The following is a 17,293-nucleotide window of genomic DNA, read 5'->3' as shown; positions in this document are numbered from 1 at the left end:
GCCAATCGGTACTGCAATGACCCTCTATTCCGATCCTGCCTGTCCCTATTGCCATCGGGTCAGGATGGTCCTGGCCGAAAAAGGGATCGCGGTCGACGTGGTGGACGTCGATGCCAAGGCCCTGCCCGATGAGGTGATGGACTTCAACCCCTATGGGACGGTCCCGACCTTCGTCGATCGCGATCTGCGTCTCTATGAGTCGCGGATCATCATGGAATATCTCGACGAGCGCTTTCCCCATCCGCCGCTGCTGCCGGTCGATCCGGTCTCGCGCGCCAATGCGCGGCTGTTCATGTACCGCGTCGATCGGGACTGGTATTCGCTCATGGGGCGCATCCTGCACGGCGAGGGCGACGAGGTCGAGCAGGCCCGCAAGGAACTGCGCGAGAGTCTGACCGCCACCGCGCCCGTGTTCGGGGCCCACGAATTCTTCATGAGCGAGGAGTTCTCGCTGGTGGACTGTTGCGTCGCGCCGCTGTTGTGGCGTCTGCCGGTGCTCGGCGTCGAGTTGCCCAAGCAGGCCGATCCGATCCGGGTCTACATGAAACGGATCTTCACCTGGGAGGCCTTCCGTCGCAGCCTCACCGAGGCCGAAAAAGAGATGATCGCGGATCTCCGCCGATGAACGACACCACAGACGACAGCATGACCTCCAGCAAGCCCTATCTGGTCCGGGCCATCTATGAGTGGATCCTGGACAATCAGATGACGCCCCATCTGGTGGTGGACGCGGGCTTTCCCGATACGCGCGTGCCGATGGAGTTCGTCGCCGACGGGCGCATCGTGCTCAACATCGCGCCTGGCGCGGTGCGCGGCTTGGTCATCGGCAACGAGTGGATCGAGTTCGGGGCGCGTTTCGGCGGCACGGCGCGCGAGGTGCTGGTGCCGACCGAGGCCGTGGTCGGCATCTTCACTCGCGAGAACGGGCAGGGCATGGTCTTTCCCGACCCGGCGTATCCCGAGCCGACCCAGGCGGCCAATGCGCCCGCCGCCGGTCCCAAGCTGGCGCCGTTGCCCAGCAGCAAGCCGGGCGGTTCGGGCGACAAACCCTCACCCGATCGCCCCAAGGGCAAGAAGGGTGCTCCGACGCTCAAGGTCGTCAAATAGGGTGTGGCCGTTTCAGGCGTCCGCTACCCGATCGGGCAACCCGAAGCTGAGTTCCTCCAGATTCAGGCCGCGCATCACGATATAGCCCTGGCGCCGCTCCATGCCTTCCTCGCTGAAGTCGAAGCGATAGACGCGCCGCAGTCGCACGCCCTCCGAACGCCAGGTCAGTCCGAGCCGGCGCAGGGCCACGGTCTGATCGAGCCATTGCAGATCGCGCTGCCGGCAGGCGGCCTGACAGAGACCGATCGCGATCTCGCGCGCGCGCAGGCTGTCGAGCCAGAACCAGCCGAGCAGCAGCAACAGGCAGACGATGAGCAGATGACTCATCGCTTGAAGGCGGGCAGGCCGGATTCGAGCCACCAGCCCTTCTTCTCGGCGTCATAGCGCCAGAGCTGACGGTCCTTGAGCTGTTTGACGACCTGCCGATCCTCGTAGAGGTAGTCGATGGCGACGATCTGGGTCGCGGTTTCCGCCTCGGCGTTCATCAGCGGCGGCTGGATCACGTCATAGCCCGTCAGACGCAGTCCCTCCAGGGTCTCGGGCGAGAGCGCCTCGCCGCGCCGGTCGGGATGGATATAGCCGTAGGCGTTCTCGTAGTACCCCCAGCGCAGTGCGTTCTGATAGCCGTTGGTCGCGTTCTGGAGCGTGTCCGTCATCCGATCCTGTTTGACCGGATTGCAGCCAAGCAGCATCGCGGCCGCCAGCGCGACGGCGACCACGGATTTCAAACGACGGTCGGCGGACAGCGGAATGATCGAAGCGATCCTGGAGGCTCCAACGGCTGTGGTGCTCATAGCGGCTCGGCGTCTGGTGAGAAGGCTGAACGGTATTCCCTGGGAGCGGGCTTCGAGCGCGATGATACGGCATCGGTGCGATACGCACCAAGGCTCGGCGACGGCGCCGAGCCAGGTCGCTCGGTTTGGGAAACGCCCCCAAGTCTCGGTATCATGCCGCCCTTTGTCCAACACGAGTCACGAGAAACCATGGCCGATTCGATGGAACCAAGGCGCGATCTGGTGATCGATGGGGTCGAGCTGACGGTGCTCGGCACGGCCCACGTCTCGCGCGCCAGCGCCGATCAGGTCCGCAAGCTGATCCAGTCCGGCGACTACGACAGCGTGGCCGTCGAACTCTGCCGTAGCCGTTTCAATGCCCTGATGGACCCGCGCACCCTGGCGCAGATGGATCTGTTCTCGGTCATCCGCCAGAACCGCGTCTATATGGTCGTCGCCAATCTGGTGCTCGCGGCCTATCAGCAGCGGCTCGCCGACCAGTTCGGCATCGAGCCGGGCGCCGAGCAGCGCACCGCCCTGCGGTTGGCCAAGGATCAGGGCCTGAACCTGCTGCTCGTCGATCGCGAGATCGGCATCACGCTCAAGCGCATCTCGGCCAATCTCGGCTGGTGGAAGCGCTATGGGCTGTTCGCCGGTCTGCTGACGGCCATGCTCAGTTCCGACGAAGTGACCGAGGACGAGGTCGAGCGGCTCAAGGAGGGCGATGTGCTCGAAACGGCCTTCGCTGAGTTCGCCGCCGAGCGTCGGGATCTCTATGTCCCCCTGATCGAGGAACGCGACCGCTATATGGCCGCCAAGCTCCGGCGTGAGCTGGCGCGCGTGGGCGCCAAACGCGCCCTGGTCGTGATCGGCGCCGGTCATCTCAAGGGCGTGGCCGAGGCGCTGGAGACGGATCGCACCGATCCGGGCGAGGTGTTGAGCACGCTCGAACGGGTGCCGCCGCCGAGTCGCTGGCCCGCCGTGTTCGGCTGGACGCTGCTGGTCCTGATCCTGGCCGGTTTCGGCTATGGATTCGCTGTCAGTCCCGAACTGGGGCTGGATCTGCTGATCGGCTGGGCGCTGATCACGGGCGGACTCTCGGCGCTCGGCACCCTGCTCGCCGCCGGGCATCCGCTCACCATCCTCTCGGCCTTCCTCGCCGCGCCCCTGACCACGCTCAATCCGGCCATCGGCGCCGGCATGATCACGGGCGCCGTCGAACTCTATCTGCGCAAGCCGAGCGTCGGGGACTTCAGCCGTCTGCGCGCCGATGTGGCCACCTGGACCGGCTGGTGGCGCAACCGGGTCTCGCGCGTGCTGGTCGTCTTCGTCCTGAGCAGCCTGGGCGCCGGAATCGGCACCTATGTCGCCGGCCTGCGCGTCGTCGAGCGTCTGATCCATGCCGGCGGTTGACCTGAGCGTTACGGGTCACAGGCTCAGACGGGACGGCTCAGATAGGGTTCGATATAGGTGCGCCTGAACTGCTGACAGCGATCGACGTATTCGCGGGCGCTCTTGGGCATGGGCACGCGCGCGCGCACGATGAAGCTGATCAGATCGGTGCCGTCGCGCAGCAGCCGCGTGCCCTCGACCGCCTCGCGCACATCGACGGCGTCGTGGATGGTCGGCATGATCGGATCGAGATTGCGCACCCGGTCGCTGGCGACGACATAGGTCGGCCAGACGTCGAAGACCTCCGGGTCGGTGCGCAGGATCTCGCACTTGCGCTTGGCCGTGGTGTTGAGTTCATCGAGCCGTGCATCCAGACCGAGGATCTGACGACTGCCGGCGAAGGTCGCCTTCATGGCCCCCGTGATGCGGTCGATGTCGTGCATGGTCATGGCGATCTTGAGATAGCGGCTCGAATAGAAGGCCTCGATCGGCATCGAGAATGCCTTGAACGGCTCGCCCCAGAGCTCGTCGATCCCCTCGTCGCCGCCGCGATGGCGCACCATCTTGCCCAGTTCGAGCGCTTCGATCAGACAGTGTCCGCATTCGCGCATCAGCGCATGGTCGGGCGGAATCTCGACCCCGGCCGTCTGCAGATCGACTAGGCTATGGAAGATGTCGGCGGCGCGGTTGAAGAGCGCGCCGGCCAGCATGGCGCCGTTGACGCGCTTGCGCTCGGTGTCGGTCTCGGCCTCGTAGGCGGCGCGCGCCTCCCTGAGCCGCGCGCCTGGGATGTTGATGCCATGCTCGACATGGTTGAACAGGCGGCGCGTGAGGGCCTGGATGAGCTGGCGCCGGACCTCGAAACTGTCGGGCGGCGGTTCGTAATATTTGATCCAATAGCCGTCATAATAGACGCGCATGACGCCATCGATCTTGCGTTTACTGCCGTTGAGTGGGGACTGATACATGCCGCGCATCAATGTCCGGAATCATGGAAGAGGCTAGTGTAGGCCATGACGAGCGGTGATACTCGCCTGGAGTGCGTGATGCGCGTCCCGGTGCATCGTTCGCGGGGGAGCCGGATCACAAGGATTCCGGAGAATCGGAGTGCCGTTCAACACCGCCGGGTATTCAATCATGCAATCCAAGGACCGTTTCACCGCGATCGTTCTGGCGCTCATTGTATGGGGTTTCGCCGGGGCGCTGTTCGGCGCGCTCTTCGCCGGCCTGCATCGGCTCCTGCTGGTCGTGGGTCTGACGGGATGGCTGCCGCTGGTCGTGGCCACCGCCGCCGCGTCCATGACGACCACGGCCTTTTATAGCGCGATGCCGGTCGCGCTGGTAGGCTCCATGGCCGGTGTCCTGGCCTCGATCGGCTATCTGATCGTCATCGGGCATGACATCGATCTGCTGATGATCTCGGGTCTCGCGGCTGGGGCGGGTGTCCTGGCCGGTGGATTTTATTCCTGGATGGTGGCCGGCGGCAGCCGTCCATTGGCCGAGACGCTCACCGGACTGCTCACCGGACTCCTGGCGGCGACACTGCTGAGCCTGGCGCTGTGGTTCCTGGGCGAACCAGTCGGGGTGTTCGTGCTGACCGCCGGTCTGGTGGCGCTGGCCGGAGCCCTGTTCGAGCTCTCCGAGCGCTGGCTGGTCAGGCTCGGCATCGCCTGGCTGCCGGGCGTCGTCTCCGCACCCCTGGTGGCGGGACTGGTCGCCGCTGTCGTGGCCGGGAGCATCTGGATTCTCGGCAACACCACGGCGACCGTGCTGGATGTGCGCACCCAGCAGGCGATCGCGCAGGTGTTGCACGACATCCCGCCGGGCCTGCTGGGCGGGATGCTCGGCGGCTCCATGACCGGCATCGTGCTCGAGATCTTCGGTTTTCGTCTCGAAGACGAAATCTGACCGATTTTCGTGTCTTAAGCCGTGCACGCACGATATGGGATAATCCGGCATCCGGTCCGACGCCCGGTCGGACACATGGCTCGTCTTCAACGCCAACAAGAGGAAACGCGCATGGTTCAGATATTGATTGGTATCGCGATTGGCATCGCGATCGGTTGGAATTGGCCGCAGCCGGCCTGGGCGCGTGGTATCCAGGCCCGTTTCGTCAAGCTGGTGCGCATCCCCGAAAAGCACGATTGAGTCGTCGTCAAAGCCTGTCTTGCGTGAAGACAGCCGCTCATGGATGTGACGCCGGATGGAGGCGCGCCCATGAGCGGTTTTTGTGTTTCAGTTTTGATTTCCAATAATTTAGAGCATCGATGAATACCACCAATCGCAAGCCCCTGCCTGGAACCGATCTGGACTATTTCGACGCCCGCGCCGCGATTGAAGCGATCGCGCCCGGCGCCTATGACGGACTGCCCTATACCGCGCGCGTGCTGGCCGAGAATCTGGTCCGGCGCTGTGATCCGGCGATTCTGAGCGATTCGCTTCGGCAGATCGTCGAATGCAAGCGCGAGCGCGATTTCCCCTGGTTCCCGGCGCGCGTGGTCTGTCACGACATCCTGGGCCAGACCGCGCTGGTCGATCTGGCCGGGCTGCGCGATGCCATCGCCGATCAGGGCGGCGATCCGGCCAAGGTCAATCCGGTGGTGCCGGTGCAACTCGTCGTCGATCATTCGCTGGCGGTCGAGTGCGGCGGCTATGATCCGGATGCCTTCGCCAAGAACCGCGCCATCGAGGATCGGCGCAACGAAGATCGCTTCCACTTCATCGAGTGGACCAAACTGGCCTTCGACAATGTCGACGTGATCCCGGCCGGAAACGGCATCATGCATCAGATCAATCTGGAGCGGATGAGTCCGGTGATCCAGGCGCGTGACGGTGTGGCCTTCCCCGATACCCTGGTCGGCACCGACAGCCATACGCCGCATGTCGATGCGTTGGGCGTGATCGCCATCGGCGTCGGCGGGCTGGAGGCCGAGAACGTGATGCTGGGGCGTGCGTCCTGGATGCGCCTGCCTGAGATCGTCGGCGTCGAGCTGACCGGCAAGCCGCAACCGGGCATCACGGCGACCGACGTGGTGCTGGCCCTGACCGAGTTCCTGCGCAAGGAGAAGGTCGTCGGCGCCTATCTCGAATTCCACGGCGAGGGGGCGGCGGCCCTGACCATCGGCGATCGCGCCAGCATCTCCAACATGTGCCCGGAGTATGGCGCCACGGCGGCGCTCTTCCACATCGACGGGCAGACGATCGACTATCTGCGCCTGACCGGGCGCGACGATGCGCAGGTGAAGCTGGTCGAGACCTATGCCAAGGAAACCGGACTCTGGGCCGACACGCTGAAGAATGCGCAGTACGAGCGCACTCTGAAATTCGACCTGTCGAGCGTGGTCCGCAACCTCGCCGGTCCGTCCAACCCGCATGCGCGTGTGGCGACCGCCGATCTCGCGGCCAAGGGGATCGCCGGTCAGTGGGACGAGGTTCCGGGTCAGATGCCTGATGGCGCCGTCATCATCGCCGCCATCACCAGCTGCACCAACACCAGCAATCCGCGCAACGTCATCGCCGCCGGGCTGCTGGCGCGCAACGCCAACCGGCTCGGACTGACGCGCAAGCCCTGGGTCAAGAGTTCGCTCGCGCCCGGCTCCAAGACCGTGCCCATGTATCTGAAGGAAGCCGGGCTGCTGTCGGAGCTGGAGCAGCTCGGCTTCGGTATCGTCGGTTTCGCCTGCACCACCTGCAACGGCATGTCCGGCGCGCTCGATCCCAAGATCCAGCAGGAGATCATCGACCGCGATCTCTATGCCACCGCCGTGCTCTCGGGCAACCGCAACTTCGATGGCCGCATCCATCCCTATGCCAAGCAGGCGTTCCTGGCCTCGCCGCCGCTGGTCGTCGCCTATGCCATCGCCGGCACCATCCGCTTCGACATCGAGAAGGATGTGCTCGCCGTGGTCGACGGTCAGGAGATCCGGTTGAAGGACATCTGGCCGTCGGACGACGAGATCGACGCCGTCGTTGCCGCCAGCGTCAAGCCGGAGCAGTTCCGCCAGGTTTACGAGCCGATGTTCGCTGTCCGGGCCGAGACCGGCGAGAAGGTGAGTCCGCTCTACGACTGGCGTCCGCAGAGTACCTACATCCGTCGTCCGCCGTATTGGGAAGGCGCGCTGGCCGGTGAGCGGACGCTGAAGGGCATGCGTCCGCTGGCTGTGCTGCCGGACAACATCACCACCGACCATCTCTCGCCGTCCAACGCCATCCTGCCCAACAGCGCGGCGGGCGAGTATCTGGCGCGCATGGGTCTGCCCGAGGAGGACTTCAACTCCTACGCGACCCATCGCGGCGACCATCTGACCGCTCAGCGCGCCACCTTCGCCAATCCCAAGCTCATCAACGAGATGGCCGTGGTCGACGGTCAGGTCAAGCAGGGTTCGCTGGCGCGGGTCGAGCCGGACGGCACGGTCATGCGCATGTGGGAAGCGATCGAGACCTACATGAACCGTAACCAGCCGCTCATCGTCATCGCTGGCGCCGACTATGGTCAGGGTTCCTCGCGCGACTGGGCGGCCAAGGGCGTGCGTCTGGCCGGGGTCGAGGTCATCGTCGCCGAGGGCTTCGAGCGCATCCACCGCACCAACCTGATCGGCATGGGCGTGCTGCCGCTGGAGTTCAAGCCGGGCGTGAACCGCAAGACGCTCGGCATCGACGGCACTGAGACCTATGACGTCATCGGCGAGCGCCGTCCGCGCGCCGATCTGACCCTGGTCATCCAGCGCCGGAACGGCGAGCGCGTCGAGGTGCCTGTGACCTGCCGGCTCGACACCGCCGAAGAGGTCTCGATCTACGAGGCCGGCGGCGTGCTGCAACGTTTCGCCCAGGACTTCCTCGAATCGACCAAGGCGGCTTGAGAGCCGCGCCCCTCTCTCCGCGTGAGAGAGGGGAAACAGCGCCACAGTGTTGCGGAATCCCATTCAATGAGCCACACACCCCAAATCAAGATCCCTGCCACCTACATGCGTGGCGGGACCAGCAAGGGCGTCTTCTTCCGTCTGCAAGACCTGCCCGAATCCTGTCAGGTGCCGGGTGCGGCGCGCGATGCGTTGCTGCTGCGCGTCATCGGCAGTCCCGACCCCTACGGCAAACAGATCGACGGAATGGGCGGGGCGACCTCCAGCACCAGCAAGACCGTCATCCTCGCCAAGAGCCGTCGGCCGGACCACGATGTCGACTATCTCTTCGGTCAGGTGTCGATCGACACCGCCTTCGTCGACTGGAGCGGCAATTGCGGCAACCTGTCGGCGGCGGTCGGCTCGTTCGCCATCGCCTCCGGGTTGGTCGATGCCGACCGCCTCCCGCAGAATGGCCTGGCGACCGTGCGGATCTGGCAGGCCAACATCGGCAAAACCATCATCGCGCACGTCCCCATCACCGATGGTGCCGTGCAGGAGACCGGCGACTTCGAGCTGGACGGCGTGACCTTCCCGGCTGCCGAGGTGCAGCTCGAATTCCTCGATCCGGCCGACGAGGGCGAAGGGGAGGGCGGCAGCTCCATGTTCCCGACCGGCAATCTGGTCGATGACCTCGACGTGCCCGGTGTCGGCACGCTCAAGGCGACGCTGATCAATGCCGGCATTCCGACCATCTTCGTCAACGCTGAGGCGATCGGTTATACCGGCACCGAGTTGCAGGAGGCTATCAACGGCGATCCCAAGGCGCTGGCCATGTTCGAGACCATCCGCGCCCATGGCGCGCTGCGCATGGGGCTGATCAAGGACATCAGCGAGGCGGCGACCCGTCAGCACACACCCAAGGTCGCCTTCGTCGCCCCGCCGACCGACTATGTCGCCTCCAGCGGCAAGCCGGTCGCGGCGAGCGAGATCGATCTGTGCGTGCGTGCGCTCTCGATGGGCAAGCTGCATCACGCCATGATGGGCACGGCGGCGGTGGCCATCGGCACGGCGGCGGCCATCCCCGGAACGCTCGTCAATCTCGCCGCCGGCGGTGGCGAGCGCACGGCGGTGCGGTTCGGTCATCCTTCGGGTACGTTGCGGGTCGGCGCTGAGGCCAAACAGGTCGATGGAAACTGGACCGTGACCAAGGCCATCATGAGCCGCAGCGCGCGGGTGATCATGGAAGGCTGGGTGCGCGTGCCTGGGGATGCGTTCTGAGCGATCGCTCATGTAAGGTGCCGATCGCACTGTCTGAGCGGCCAATTGGAAGTCGCGCCGCTCAGATAGTGCTCAATAGCAATCGGTCAGGACAGCGCCCCCGGCGTCAGCGCCGCGAGCACCAGATAGCGCCCGCTCTTGGCCAGGGCCACCAGCAGCACGAAGCGCCACAGCGGTTCACGCAACACCCCGGCGACCAGGGTCAGCGGATCGCCGATGATCGGCATCCAGCTCAGCAGCAACGACCAGTAGCCGGTACGCACATAGAAGCGCTGGGCCTGTTCCAGCCGGGTGGGTGTGGCCGGAAACCAGCGCCGTTCGCGATAGCGCTCCAGCGAGCGCCCGAGCAGCCAGTTGAGCATCGAACCCAGTACATTGCCGAAACTGGCTACGGTCAGCAGTGCCCAGACCGCCTGATTCCGGTCGAGCAGGAGCGCCACCAGCAGCACTTCGGACTGCAACGGCAGCAGTGAAGCCGCCCCAAACGCTGACGCGAAGAGTCCGAGATAGACGCCGAGATCGTTCACCGACAACAGATACACCTAAAACCCCTCTTCCCTGGCGGGAGAGGGGAAAGTCCGCCGGTCTCAAGGATCGGGCACGAAACTGAGCACACGGCTGTTGATACAGTAGCGCTTCCGGGTCGGCGGCGGTCCATCCTCGAAGACGTGCCCCAGGTGGATGCCGGAACTCGCGCTACGCACCTCCACACGCCGCATCCCATGACTCACGTCCTCGTGGAAGGTGATGGCCCCATCGACCGGATCGAAGAAACTCGGCCAGCCGCTGCCGCTCTCGAACTTGGTTTCGCTGCGAAACAGCGGAGCACCCGTGATCGGATCGACGAAGGTTCCGGAGCGCTTCTCATCCAGCAGTGAGCCGGTGAAGGCCCGCTCCGTGCCCTGCTCGAAGGCGATCCGGCGCTGTTCGGGGGTGAGGATCTGCCCGCCAAGCCAAGACCAGAAGCGCGCCGCGTCACCATCATAGCCGGTATAGCGCGACACCTCGCGACCGTCCTCGAACAGCACCAGCGTCGGCGTGGCGAACAGCGGCTTGTCCAGCGTCCAACCGGTCGGGGCGCTGAAACTCAGACTGCGCGCGACCGGCACCTGAGACTGCCAGTGATCCAGCACCTCGGCCTTGAATTGCTTGCAGGCCCCGCAGTACTCCGCCTCGAACATCACCAACTGTCGCGCGCGCTCCAGGGTCGCGCCATCCAGCGGGTCGGGGGAGGGCGACTCGGCGGACTCATCGACACCTGACGCCGTGCCCGGATAGGCGACGCCCGTGCCGCCGAGTCCGCAGTAGCCACGCGGATTCTTGCGCAGATAGTCCTGATGCGCTTCCTCGGCACGGAAATAGGCCGACAGCGGGGCGATCTCGGTGGTGATGGCGCCGCGTCCGGCCTGCGTGAGCGCCGCCTGATAGCGTGCGCGCGTGCGTTCGGCCACGGCGGCCTGCTCGGGACTGCTGGTATAGATGGCACTGCGATAGTTGCTGCCGACATCGTTGCCCTGACGATCACCCTGGGTCGGATCATGGCTTTCCCAGAACTTCGCCAGCACCTGTTCGAGGCTGACGCGCGCCGGATCGAAACGCACCTTCACGACCTCGGCGTGATTGCGTTTCTCGCTGGCGCCACGCCGCCGGGCGCGCTCGTGGGTGAGGATCGCCTCATAGGTGCCTTCGATCTCGCCATTGGCATAGCCGCTCTCGACATCGATGACTCCGGGCAGCTCGCTCATGCGTTTTTCCGCGCCCCAGAAACAGCCCATGCCGAGGACGATGGTATCGACCGCCGGCTCCGGATCGACGCCCGATGGAGCCTGAGCGGGGTTCTGGGCGGTCGCAGCCTGACCGTCCGTTCCGGTATGCAGGAGCGCGCTCAATCCCAGTGCGATGAGCGGCCAGCGATGTGTCTGTCTCATAACGATCGACCCTCTTGCGCGTGCGGATGACGGACTATTGGGTCGTGATGGGCTGTCTGCAATGCTCGACATGAGGCTGTTCATCAGCCGCGAGCCGGCTCAAGCCGTGGTGTTGATCTGGCCGCCGACGCCGTCGGGCAAGGCGGCCGTAGGCGTCGGCAGATTCTGAAGCAACTGGGCGACAGATTCTTTCTGGATATCGATGGCTTTCTTGAGCACGGCGACATCCACCGCGCCCTCGAGCTTGGTCTGACTCATGGCCGTGGCCAGTGTGGCCAGACCTGTCGTTGAGCTGGGAATCTCCATGAGTGTAACCTCGCGCGTGGTGGATGAGTCGAATGCAAGGGCGCGATCGGATCTCGGCGCCAAGGGCGTGCCGAACGGGGCGCCATCCTGTCGGTTAACGGCCGGATGCCTCTCGTCTGGAGGCATGGAAGTCACTTCAACCGCGCGCGCTCGGAACCGGCTCGAACGGGGATGCGCTGGTGGCCGTGGCCTGCGCCAATGGCGGGCGTCATGTGGTGTCCATCCACAGTGACGACAGTGTCTCCTACATGACCTCGTGCCAGACGTTCGAGGCGGGCACGGGGCTGGCGTGCTTCGACGCTCCGTAGTCGACGCGATCGATCCGGCCGCGTCGTCAGTGTTAGGGAGTGCGGTTTCCGCGCTCACCCGATCGAAACCGCCCGCCAGGATGAAGGGACCGTCGAAACACCGGCGCAGTTGCACCTTGAGCCTGTCCGGCACCGGCGGCGCGGCTGTGCTCGATCCCTTGCACCGCAGCAGTCATTCCCCCATGTTCCACTCACGCCCGCGCCGTGCGCGCCCCGATTGCCCTGAGATCCGACATGACCCGACCCACGACTTGGACGGCCCGCGCCTTGCTTGGTGCCGTCCTGCTGCTTTCAGGAGTCTTCGCCATGGCTACCGAGGAACCGTCCTACCAGATCCTCCAGACGACCGAGGATTACGAGCTGCGCCGCTACGATCCCTATCGGGTCGCCGAGGTCGAGGTGCGGGGCGACTTCGAGGACGTTGGTTCGGAAGCCTTCAGGATCCTGGCCGGCTACATCTTCGGCGACAACCAGGGTGAGACGAAGATGGCCATGACCGCTCCGGTCAGCCAGCGTCCGGCCGAGACGACGCGCGAACAGGCCGGCACGCGCCTGGAGATGACCGCTCCCGTCACCCAGCGCCCGGCAGGCGCCGAGACGGACTCCGACGTCTACGTCATCAGCTTCGTGATGCCGGCGAGCTTCACCCTGGAGACCCTGCCCCGGCCCAACAACCCAAGAATCCGGCTGCGCGAGGAGCCGGCCGGGCGCGTGGCCGCGCGCCGCTACTCCGGCTCCTGGAGCGAGGCGCGTTATCGCGAGGAGGAACAGCACCTGCTCGAGGCCGTGCAGCGCGACGGACTCCAGCCGCGTGGCGTGCCGATCTATGCACGCTACAACGGGCCGTTCTCGCTGCCGATGCTGCGACGCAACGAGATCCTGGTTCCGCTGGCTGACAGTCCCGAGTCCTGATCGAGCGCGCGCATGACATTCGACTCCGATCGCCCCCGGCGCTGGTCGCCGCTGCCCATCCCCGCCGTTGTCCTGATCGCCGTCAGCCTCCTCGTAGGGACGCTGCTCCTCATCGACGGCCGGCCGGCACCGTCGACGCCGGCGGTCGAGCGCCTGCCGCACACCGACGGCGCCGAGCGGCTGGCCCCGCCGCCCGTCGGCGAAGCCCTGAGCCTGGAGCGCTTTCAGGCCGCCCGGCGCGCCTGCGATGGTCCCTGTGTCACCGACTTCGGCATGCCGCTGGGTCGCTCTAATGGTGTCGAGGCCCGTTCCAACTGTGTCTCCACCTGCGTGCGACTCGAATCCAGCTTCGTCGATCCCGACTCCGGTCAGATCCAGGTCGCCCGCTCGGGCGAGCGCCCCGATCAGCTGGAATACGCCGGTCTGGCCTATCAGTGCGTCGAGTATGCGCGGCGCTGGTGGATCCAAACGCTTGGTCTGACCTTCGGCGACGTACCGAAAGCGGCCGACATCCTGAGTCTCACCGAGGGCCGGCGGCTGTCCGATCAGGCTGTCATCCCGCTCGGTCGCTCGCTCAACGGTCACGCCCGACGTGCGCCCGAGCGTGGTGATCTGGTGATCTATGCCGCCGACCACAACGACCCGGAGTGGCGCGCCGGGCATGTCGCCGTCGTGGTCGACACCGACATCGAACAGGGCTGGGTCGCGCTGGCCGAACAGAACTACGACAACCGTCCCTGGATCGATCCAGAGCACTATGCACGGCGTATCCGGATCGTGCGTGTCGGCGAACGCTACAGCCTGCTCGACGTCGCCCCGAATCAGGTCGAGAATCCCGAGGGCGGAGCCATCGCCGGCTGGGTCTATCCGCGCGTGGACTGACCCCAAAGAGTGGTGCCGACAGTTTGCCGCGCGCCGCCTGATCTATACTTTGAGCACAAGCCACACGAGGAGCACGGCCATGTCAAAAGAACACGAAGCCCACAAAGAAGCCAAGAAGAAACCCGCCCTGAACCCGAAGGAACGGCGTCAGGTCAAGCAGGCGAAGAAGCGCGAACGGGCGGTGATGTGAGGGTGCGCGCCGCGAGTCCGATCGCCGTCGTGTGGCTGCTCACCATCGGTCCGGCGGCCCACGCCGAAGAACCGCCGACCGTGGCCCTGACGGTTCCCACGGCCGCAACGTTTCCCAACGGCCCGCTCGGCGAGAGCATCGTCCGTGGCCGGCGCTATCTGGCGGACACCCCGGCGCAGTTGCCCGAGTTCGTCGGCAATGGACTGGCCTGCCGGCATTGTCATCCGGGCCGCAACGGAGAGGTCGGCACCGAGGCCAATGCCGCTCCATTCGTCGGCGTCGTCGGGCGCTTTCCGCAGTACAGCGCCCGACATGGCGGCCTCATCACGCTCGAACAGCGCATCGACGACTGTTTTGAGCGCAGTCTCAATGGTCGAGCGCTTCCGCTCGATCATCCCGCCCTGATCGACATGCTGGCCTACATGCGCTGGCTGTCTCAGGGCGTGCCCGTGGGAGCCGTCGTGGCGGGACACGGCATCCCGACGCTGAATCTGGAACTCGAACCGGATGTGGCGCATGGGGAAGCGATCTACCAGACCAAGTGTCTGGCCTGTCATGGCGCCGACGGTAGCGGCACGCTGGACGCCGATGGACGCTACCTGTTCCCGCCCCTGTGGGGACCGCAGTCCTTCAATAACGGTGCGGGGATGAACCGTCAGACCACGGCCGCCGGTTTCATCAAGCACAAGATGCCGTTCGGCGCCGATGACTCGCTCAGCGACGCTGAGGCTTGGGACGTGGCCGGTTTCGTGCTCGCGCATCCACGCCCACTGTTCCAGGAGCCGTCTGGTGACTGAGATCGGGGGCCGGACTGTTTGGATCCCTTCGACGGGATCTTCTGCGCAATCTCTTCTCCGACCTCCCGGTACTCACCAGCACGGCCTTGCGCCATTCGCCCCTTGAATAAAAACCGATGCTATACTGGACGCGGAAAGACGCTGTTCGGGTCAAACCTTCAACTCTCCTTGAAATATAGAGACCAAAGACATGAGCGAGAAAGAAGCCGTTGCCAACGAACTGGTCGCTTATTATTCGAAGTGGGCAATGGCTGCCGGCAGCATCCCTTTGCCCGTGGCCGACCTTGCCGCCGTCACCGGCGTGCAGATTCAAATGTTGGCCAAACTATCCAACCACTATGAGGTGCCGTTCTCGGAGAACAGCGTCAAGTCGATCCTGGCCTCCATGATCGGCGGATTCGTTCCGGCACGGTTCGGCTGGGGCGCCGGCTATGCCGTGGCTTCGACGGTGAAGTCATTTCCGGTCGTGGGTACACTGCTCGGGATCGGCACGGTCGCGGTCGTGTCCGGGGCCATGACCTATGCCATCGGTAAAGTATTCGTTCGACATTTTGAAGAAGGCGGAACATGGCTCTCTTTCGACTCCGCCAAGACCAAACAGTATTTGCAAGAGCAATACCAAAAAGGCGCGGAATTGATGAATAAAAACAAGCGTCAGAACGAGGCGCCTCAGACCGAGGACGCTCAGGCGGAACCCGCCTGATCAGGAACATCGCGCAAGACATTTCACTTCCGGGGGGGCGTTGGGGACGCGCGGCCGTCATGGATGGAGCGGGTCTGTCGCCGTTCGGCGGTCGGGCGGGGTCTTTGTCGATCGCTCCAGCAACGCGCTCGGTTCACATCCTTCATCTATCGATAAGCAGTCGGTCCATAGCCCCCATCCATACAGGGGCATGGCTAGCGTCTGCCGTTGCCTGATATCAACGTCCTTCAGCATCGAGCATGAAACTCTATGAGCTGCTGCGGCAGCAGTCGGATATCCCCAACCGGACCATCGTTCTGGTGATCGGGATCGCCGCGATCAGCAACGTTGGGGTGCTCGCGGTGATCAACAATGCCGCACAGCATGCCGCGGAACAAGTCCATAGCTTTCGCGAGCTCGCCCTTTTCATCCTGACTCTTTTGATTTTCGTCGTTTCCGAACGCGCCGTACTGCGAACTTCAACCAGAGAAGTCGAGTCCATTCTGCATCGGCTCCGGATGCGAATGATGAGCCGTATCCGGCACGCCGACCTCCTTCCCCTGGAGTCGATCGGTCGTGCGCAAATCGATGCCGGCGTCGCGAAGGAAACACTGGTGATCTCTCAGGCGGCCCCGGTCGTCATCATGGGGATTCAATCCGCCATCGTCGTGTTTTTCGTCCTGTTGTACCTTGCCTGGCTTTCCCCCTGGGCATTCATACTGGCGGTGGGGTTTCTGTCCATTGCGGTGACGGTGCATTTCAACAAGCTCAAACTCGTCAATGCCGAGCTGCACGAAGCCCTGAGGCAGGAAAACCGAATGTTCGATGCGGTGTCCGATATCCTGGAGGGATTCAAGGAAATCAAGATGAATGCCGCGCGCAGCAACGAGCTCTATACCTTCCTGAATCAGATCTCCGAGTCCGCCACCACACTCAAGATCACGACCAAAACGCGTCAGGCCGATCACATCATCTGGACCCAGGCCATGTTCTTTCTGCTGGTGGCCAGCATCATTTTTCTGTTGCCGCAATTCAGTGTTTCTCACAACGAGGTGGTACTACAAGCCACGACCACGATCGTTTTTCTGCTCGGCCCACTGAGCATGCTGGTGGGTTCGATGCCGGTCATGGCCGACGCCAACGCCGCCGCCGAAAACATCGACGCGATGGATCGCGAGCTGGAGCGCATCACACGCACTCCGCACCCTATCCGCACAGGCATCACCCGCTTCGACCAGATCACGCTTGAGACCCTGACTTTCAATTATGCGTCTAACACTGGAGATACGCCCTTCGGCATCGGCCCCATCGAACTCGATATCCGTTCCGGCGAAATCCTGTTCCTGACCGGCGGCAACGGCACTGGGAAATCGACACTCCTGAAGCTCATCGTTGGGTTATACTTTCCCGAGAAAGGCAGCATACGTGTCGACGGTATTCCCATCACGGATACGGGATACGACGATTATCGAAGCCTATTCTCGATCGTGTTTTCCGATTACCATCTGTTTCAGCGACTGTATGGCCTGAGTGAAGTCGACAGCCGGCGGGTTGATTCACTGTTGCAAGAGCTTGGGCTGGCGGGTAAGGTCTCGGTCCTCGATGGAGGGTTCAGCACGCTCGACTTGTCGACCGGGCAGCGCAAACGCTTGGCGTTGCTCGTTGCGCTACTGGAGGATCGCCCAATCATGGTGTTCGATGAATGGGCGGCCGACCAGGATCCGATATTTCGCAAAAAGTTCTACGAAGAAATGCTGCCGGCCTGGAAATCCAGCGGCAAAACGATCGTAGCCGCCACCCATGACGACCGCTATTTCTCGGTTGCGGACAGGATCGTCGCACTGGAAAACGGCAGAATACAAACATCGTCTCCCGCCCCCGACCTCTGATTGCCTAT

19 protein-coding genes are annotated in these 17,293 nt (G+C 64.1%); 13 read left to right on the top strand and 6 right to left on the bottom strand.

Annotated elements, in window-relative coordinates:
* Window positions 1–16 precede the first annotated feature (16 nt).
* Both HW932_RS12845 and HW932_RS12840 read left to right on the top strand, forming a co-directional pair.
* Window positions 17–625 carry a glutathione S-transferase N-terminal domain-containing protein gene (locus HW932_RS12845; protein WP_176976892.1) on the top strand — a complete coding sequence of 203 codons (609 nt, stop codon included), beginning with the start codon at window positions 17–19 and terminating at the stop codon, window positions 623–625.
* A complete protein-coding gene (locus HW932_RS12840; protein ID WP_176976891.1) occupies window positions 622–1,107 on the top strand; it encodes a ClpXP protease specificity-enhancing factor in 486 nt (161 codons plus the stop codon). The genes HW932_RS12845 and HW932_RS12840 overlap by 4 nt, the downstream gene beginning before the upstream one ends.
* 12 nt (window positions 1,108–1,119) lie before the next feature.
* On the opposite strand, the gene HW932_RS12835 is transcribed toward HW932_RS12840, so the two are convergent.
* Both HW932_RS12835 and HW932_RS12830 read right to left on the bottom strand, forming a co-directional pair.
* Entirely contained in the window at window positions 1,120–1,434 is a 315-nt protein-coding gene (locus tag HW932_RS12835; RefSeq protein WP_176976890.1) for a DUF3301 domain-containing protein, read from the bottom strand.
* Entirely contained in the window at window positions 1,431–1,901 is a 471-nt protein-coding gene (locus HW932_RS12830; protein ID WP_176976889.1) for a hypothetical protein, read from the bottom strand. Before HW932_RS12830 ends, HW932_RS12835 begins: the two co-directional genes overlap by 4 nt.
* 189 nt (window positions 1,902–2,090) lie before the next feature.
* Here HW932_RS12830 and HW932_RS12825 point away from each other — a divergent pair, with 189 nt between their 5' ends.
* The gene (locus HW932_RS12825) at window positions 2,091–3,293 is read left to right on the top strand and encodes a TraB/GumN family protein (RefSeq protein ID WP_176976888.1); all 1,203 of its coding nucleotides are present in this window, start codon (window positions 2,091–2,093) and stop codon (window positions 3,291–3,293) included.
* A 23-nt stretch (window positions 3,294–3,316) separates the two neighbouring features.
* Here HW932_RS12825 and HW932_RS12820 read toward each other — a convergent pair whose 3' ends face one another.
* Window positions 3,317–4,240, bottom strand: a complete 924-nt coding sequence (locus tag HW932_RS12820; RefSeq protein ID WP_176976887.1) for a hypothetical protein — start codon at window positions 4,238–4,240, stop codon at window positions 3,317–3,319.
* A gap of 169 nt (window positions 4,241–4,409) precedes the next feature.
* On the opposite strand from HW932_RS12820, the gene HW932_RS12815 reads away from it, so the two are divergent.
* From HW932_RS12815 to prpF, 4 genes are all read left to right on the top strand, one after another.
* Window positions 4,410–5,180 (top strand): spermidine synthase, encoded by a 771-nt coding sequence (locus tag HW932_RS12815; RefSeq protein WP_176976886.1) that lies wholly within the window; start codon window positions 4,410–4,412, stop codon window positions 5,178–5,180.
* Between the two features lie 75 nt (window positions 5,181–5,255).
* Window positions 5,256–5,420 carry a hypothetical protein gene (locus tag HW932_RS12810; protein ID WP_176976861.1) on the top strand — a complete coding sequence of 55 codons (165 nt, stop codon included), beginning with the start codon at window positions 5,256–5,258 and terminating at the stop codon, window positions 5,418–5,420.
* Between the two features lie 119 nt (window positions 5,421–5,539).
* Window positions 5,540–8,131, top strand: a complete 2,592-nt coding sequence (acnD, locus tag HW932_RS12805; RefSeq protein WP_176976885.1) for a Fe/S-dependent 2-methylisocitrate dehydratase AcnD — start codon at window positions 5,540–5,542, stop codon at window positions 8,129–8,131.
* A 66-nt stretch (window positions 8,132–8,197) separates the two neighbouring features.
* On the top strand, window positions 8,198–9,391 hold the full coding sequence (prpF, locus tag HW932_RS12800; protein ID WP_176976884.1) for a 2-methylaconitate cis-trans isomerase PrpF: 1,194 nt from the start codon (window positions 8,198–8,200) through the stop codon (window positions 9,389–9,391).
* 86 nt (window positions 9,392–9,477) lie between these two features.
* Here the strand turns inward: prpF and HW932_RS12795 are convergent, their stop codons facing one another.
* From HW932_RS12795 to HW932_RS12785, 3 genes are all read right to left on the bottom strand, one after another.
* A complete protein-coding gene (locus HW932_RS12795) occupies window positions 9,478–9,933 on the bottom strand; it encodes a YqaA family protein (RefSeq protein WP_012969329.1) in 456 nt (151 codons plus the stop codon).
* Between the two features lie 45 nt (window positions 9,934–9,978).
* Window positions 9,979–11,319, bottom strand: coding sequence for a peptide-methionine (S)-S-oxide reductase MsrA (msrA, locus tag HW932_RS12790; RefSeq protein WP_176976883.1), 1,341 nt, complete (start codon window positions 11,317–11,319; stop codon window positions 9,979–9,981).
* Between the two features lie 99 nt (window positions 11,320–11,418).
* Complete coding sequence (locus HW932_RS12785; RefSeq protein ID WP_176976882.1) at window positions 11,419–11,625, bottom strand: YjfB family protein; 207 nt, start codon at window positions 11,623–11,625, stop codon at window positions 11,419–11,421.
* Between the two features lie 179 nt (window positions 11,626–11,804).
* Between HW932_RS12785 and HW932_RS22025 the strand changes: the two genes are divergently transcribed.
* From HW932_RS22025 to HW932_RS12760, 6 genes are all read left to right on the top strand, one after another.
* Window positions 11,805–11,933 carry a hypothetical protein gene (locus HW932_RS22025; protein ID WP_281358213.1) on the top strand — a complete coding sequence of 43 codons (129 nt, stop codon included), beginning with the start codon at window positions 11,805–11,807 and terminating at the stop codon, window positions 11,931–11,933.
* 234 nt (window positions 11,934–12,167) lie between these two features.
* Window positions 12,168–12,845, top strand: a complete 678-nt coding sequence (locus tag HW932_RS12780) for an SOUL family heme-binding protein (protein ID WP_176976881.1) — start codon at window positions 12,168–12,170, stop codon at window positions 12,843–12,845.
* Between the two features lie 12 nt (window positions 12,846–12,857).
* Window positions 12,858–13,727, top strand: a complete 870-nt coding sequence (locus HW932_RS12775) for a CHAP domain-containing protein (RefSeq protein ID WP_176976880.1) — start codon at window positions 12,858–12,860, stop codon at window positions 13,725–13,727.
* A gap of 192 nt (window positions 13,728–13,919) precedes the next feature.
* The gene (locus tag HW932_RS22115) at window positions 13,920–14,714 is read left to right on the top strand and encodes a c-type cytochrome (protein ID WP_176976879.1); all 795 of its coding nucleotides are present in this window, start codon (window positions 13,920–13,922) and stop codon (window positions 14,712–14,714) included.
* Window positions 14,715–14,904: 190 nt separating this feature from the next.
* On the top strand, window positions 14,905–15,417 hold the full coding sequence (locus HW932_RS12765; protein ID WP_176976878.1) for a YcjF family protein: 513 nt from the start codon (window positions 14,905–14,907) through the stop codon (window positions 15,415–15,417).
* A gap of 239 nt (window positions 15,418–15,656) precedes the next feature.
* Window positions 15,657–17,285, top strand: a complete 1,629-nt coding sequence (locus HW932_RS12760; protein WP_176976877.1) for a cyclic peptide export ABC transporter — start codon at window positions 15,657–15,659, stop codon at window positions 17,283–17,285.
* Window positions 17,286–17,293 lie beyond the last annotated feature (8 nt).

Origin of the sequence: Allochromatium humboldtianum, assembly GCF_013385175.1 — a bacterium.
Lineage (GTDB): Bacteria > Pseudomonadota > Gammaproteobacteria > Chromatiales > Chromatiaceae > Thermochromatium > Thermochromatium humboldtianum.
Note: the sequence above shows the minus strand (reverse complement) of the source record. Positions and strands in the feature narration are given on the sequence as shown.

Coding starts and splice junctions, on each gene's coding strand:
- HW932_RS12830 (WP_176976889.1), bottom strand. CDS start 1,901: ATGAGCACCACAGCCGTTGGAGCCTCCAGGATCGCTTCGATCATTCCG.
- HW932_RS12810 (WP_176976861.1), top strand. CDS start 5,256: ATGGCTCGTCTTCAACGCCAACAAGAGGAAACGCGCATGGTTCAGATA.
- HW932_RS12765 (WP_176976878.1), top strand. CDS start 14,905: ATGAGCGAGAAAGAAGCCGTTGCCAACGAACTGGTCGCTTATTATTCG.
- HW932_RS12780 (WP_176976881.1), top strand. CDS start 12,168: ATGACCCGACCCACGACTTGGACGGCCCGCGCCTTGCTTGGTGCCGTC.
- HW932_RS12815 (WP_176976886.1), top strand. CDS start 4,410: ATGCAATCCAAGGACCGTTTCACCGCGATCGTTCTGGCGCTCATTGTA.
- prpF (WP_176976884.1), top strand. CDS start 8,198: ATGAGCCACACACCCCAAATCAAGATCCCTGCCACCTACATGCGTGGC.
- HW932_RS12760 (WP_176976877.1), top strand. CDS start 15,657: ATGAAACTCTATGAGCTGCTGCGGCAGCAGTCGGATATCCCCAACCGG.
- HW932_RS12835 (WP_176976890.1), bottom strand. CDS start 1,434: ATGAGTCATCTGCTCATCGTCTGCCTGTTGCTGCTGCTCGGCTGGTTC.
- HW932_RS12775 (WP_176976880.1), top strand. CDS start 12,858: ATGACATTCGACTCCGATCGCCCCCGGCGCTGGTCGCCGCTGCCCATC.
- HW932_RS12820 (WP_176976887.1), bottom strand. CDS start 4,240: ATGTATCAGTCCCCACTCAACGGCAGTAAACGCAAGATCGATGGCGTC.
- acnD (WP_176976885.1), top strand. CDS start 5,540: ATGAATACCACCAATCGCAAGCCCCTGCCTGGAACCGATCTGGACTAT.
- HW932_RS12785 (WP_176976882.1), bottom strand. CDS start 11,625: ATGGAGATTCCCAGCTCAACGACAGGTCTGGCCACACTGGCCACGGCC.
- HW932_RS12825 (WP_176976888.1), top strand. CDS start 2,091: ATGGCCGATTCGATGGAACCAAGGCGCGATCTGGTGATCGATGGGGTC.
- msrA (WP_176976883.1), bottom strand. CDS start 11,319: ATGAGACAGACACATCGCTGGCCGCTCATCGCACTGGGATTGAGCGCG.
- HW932_RS12840 (WP_176976891.1), top strand. CDS start 622: ATGAACGACACCACAGACGACAGCATGACCTCCAGCAAGCCCTATCTG.
- HW932_RS12845 (WP_176976892.1), top strand. CDS start 17: ATGACCCTCTATTCCGATCCTGCCTGTCCCTATTGCCATCGGGTCAGG.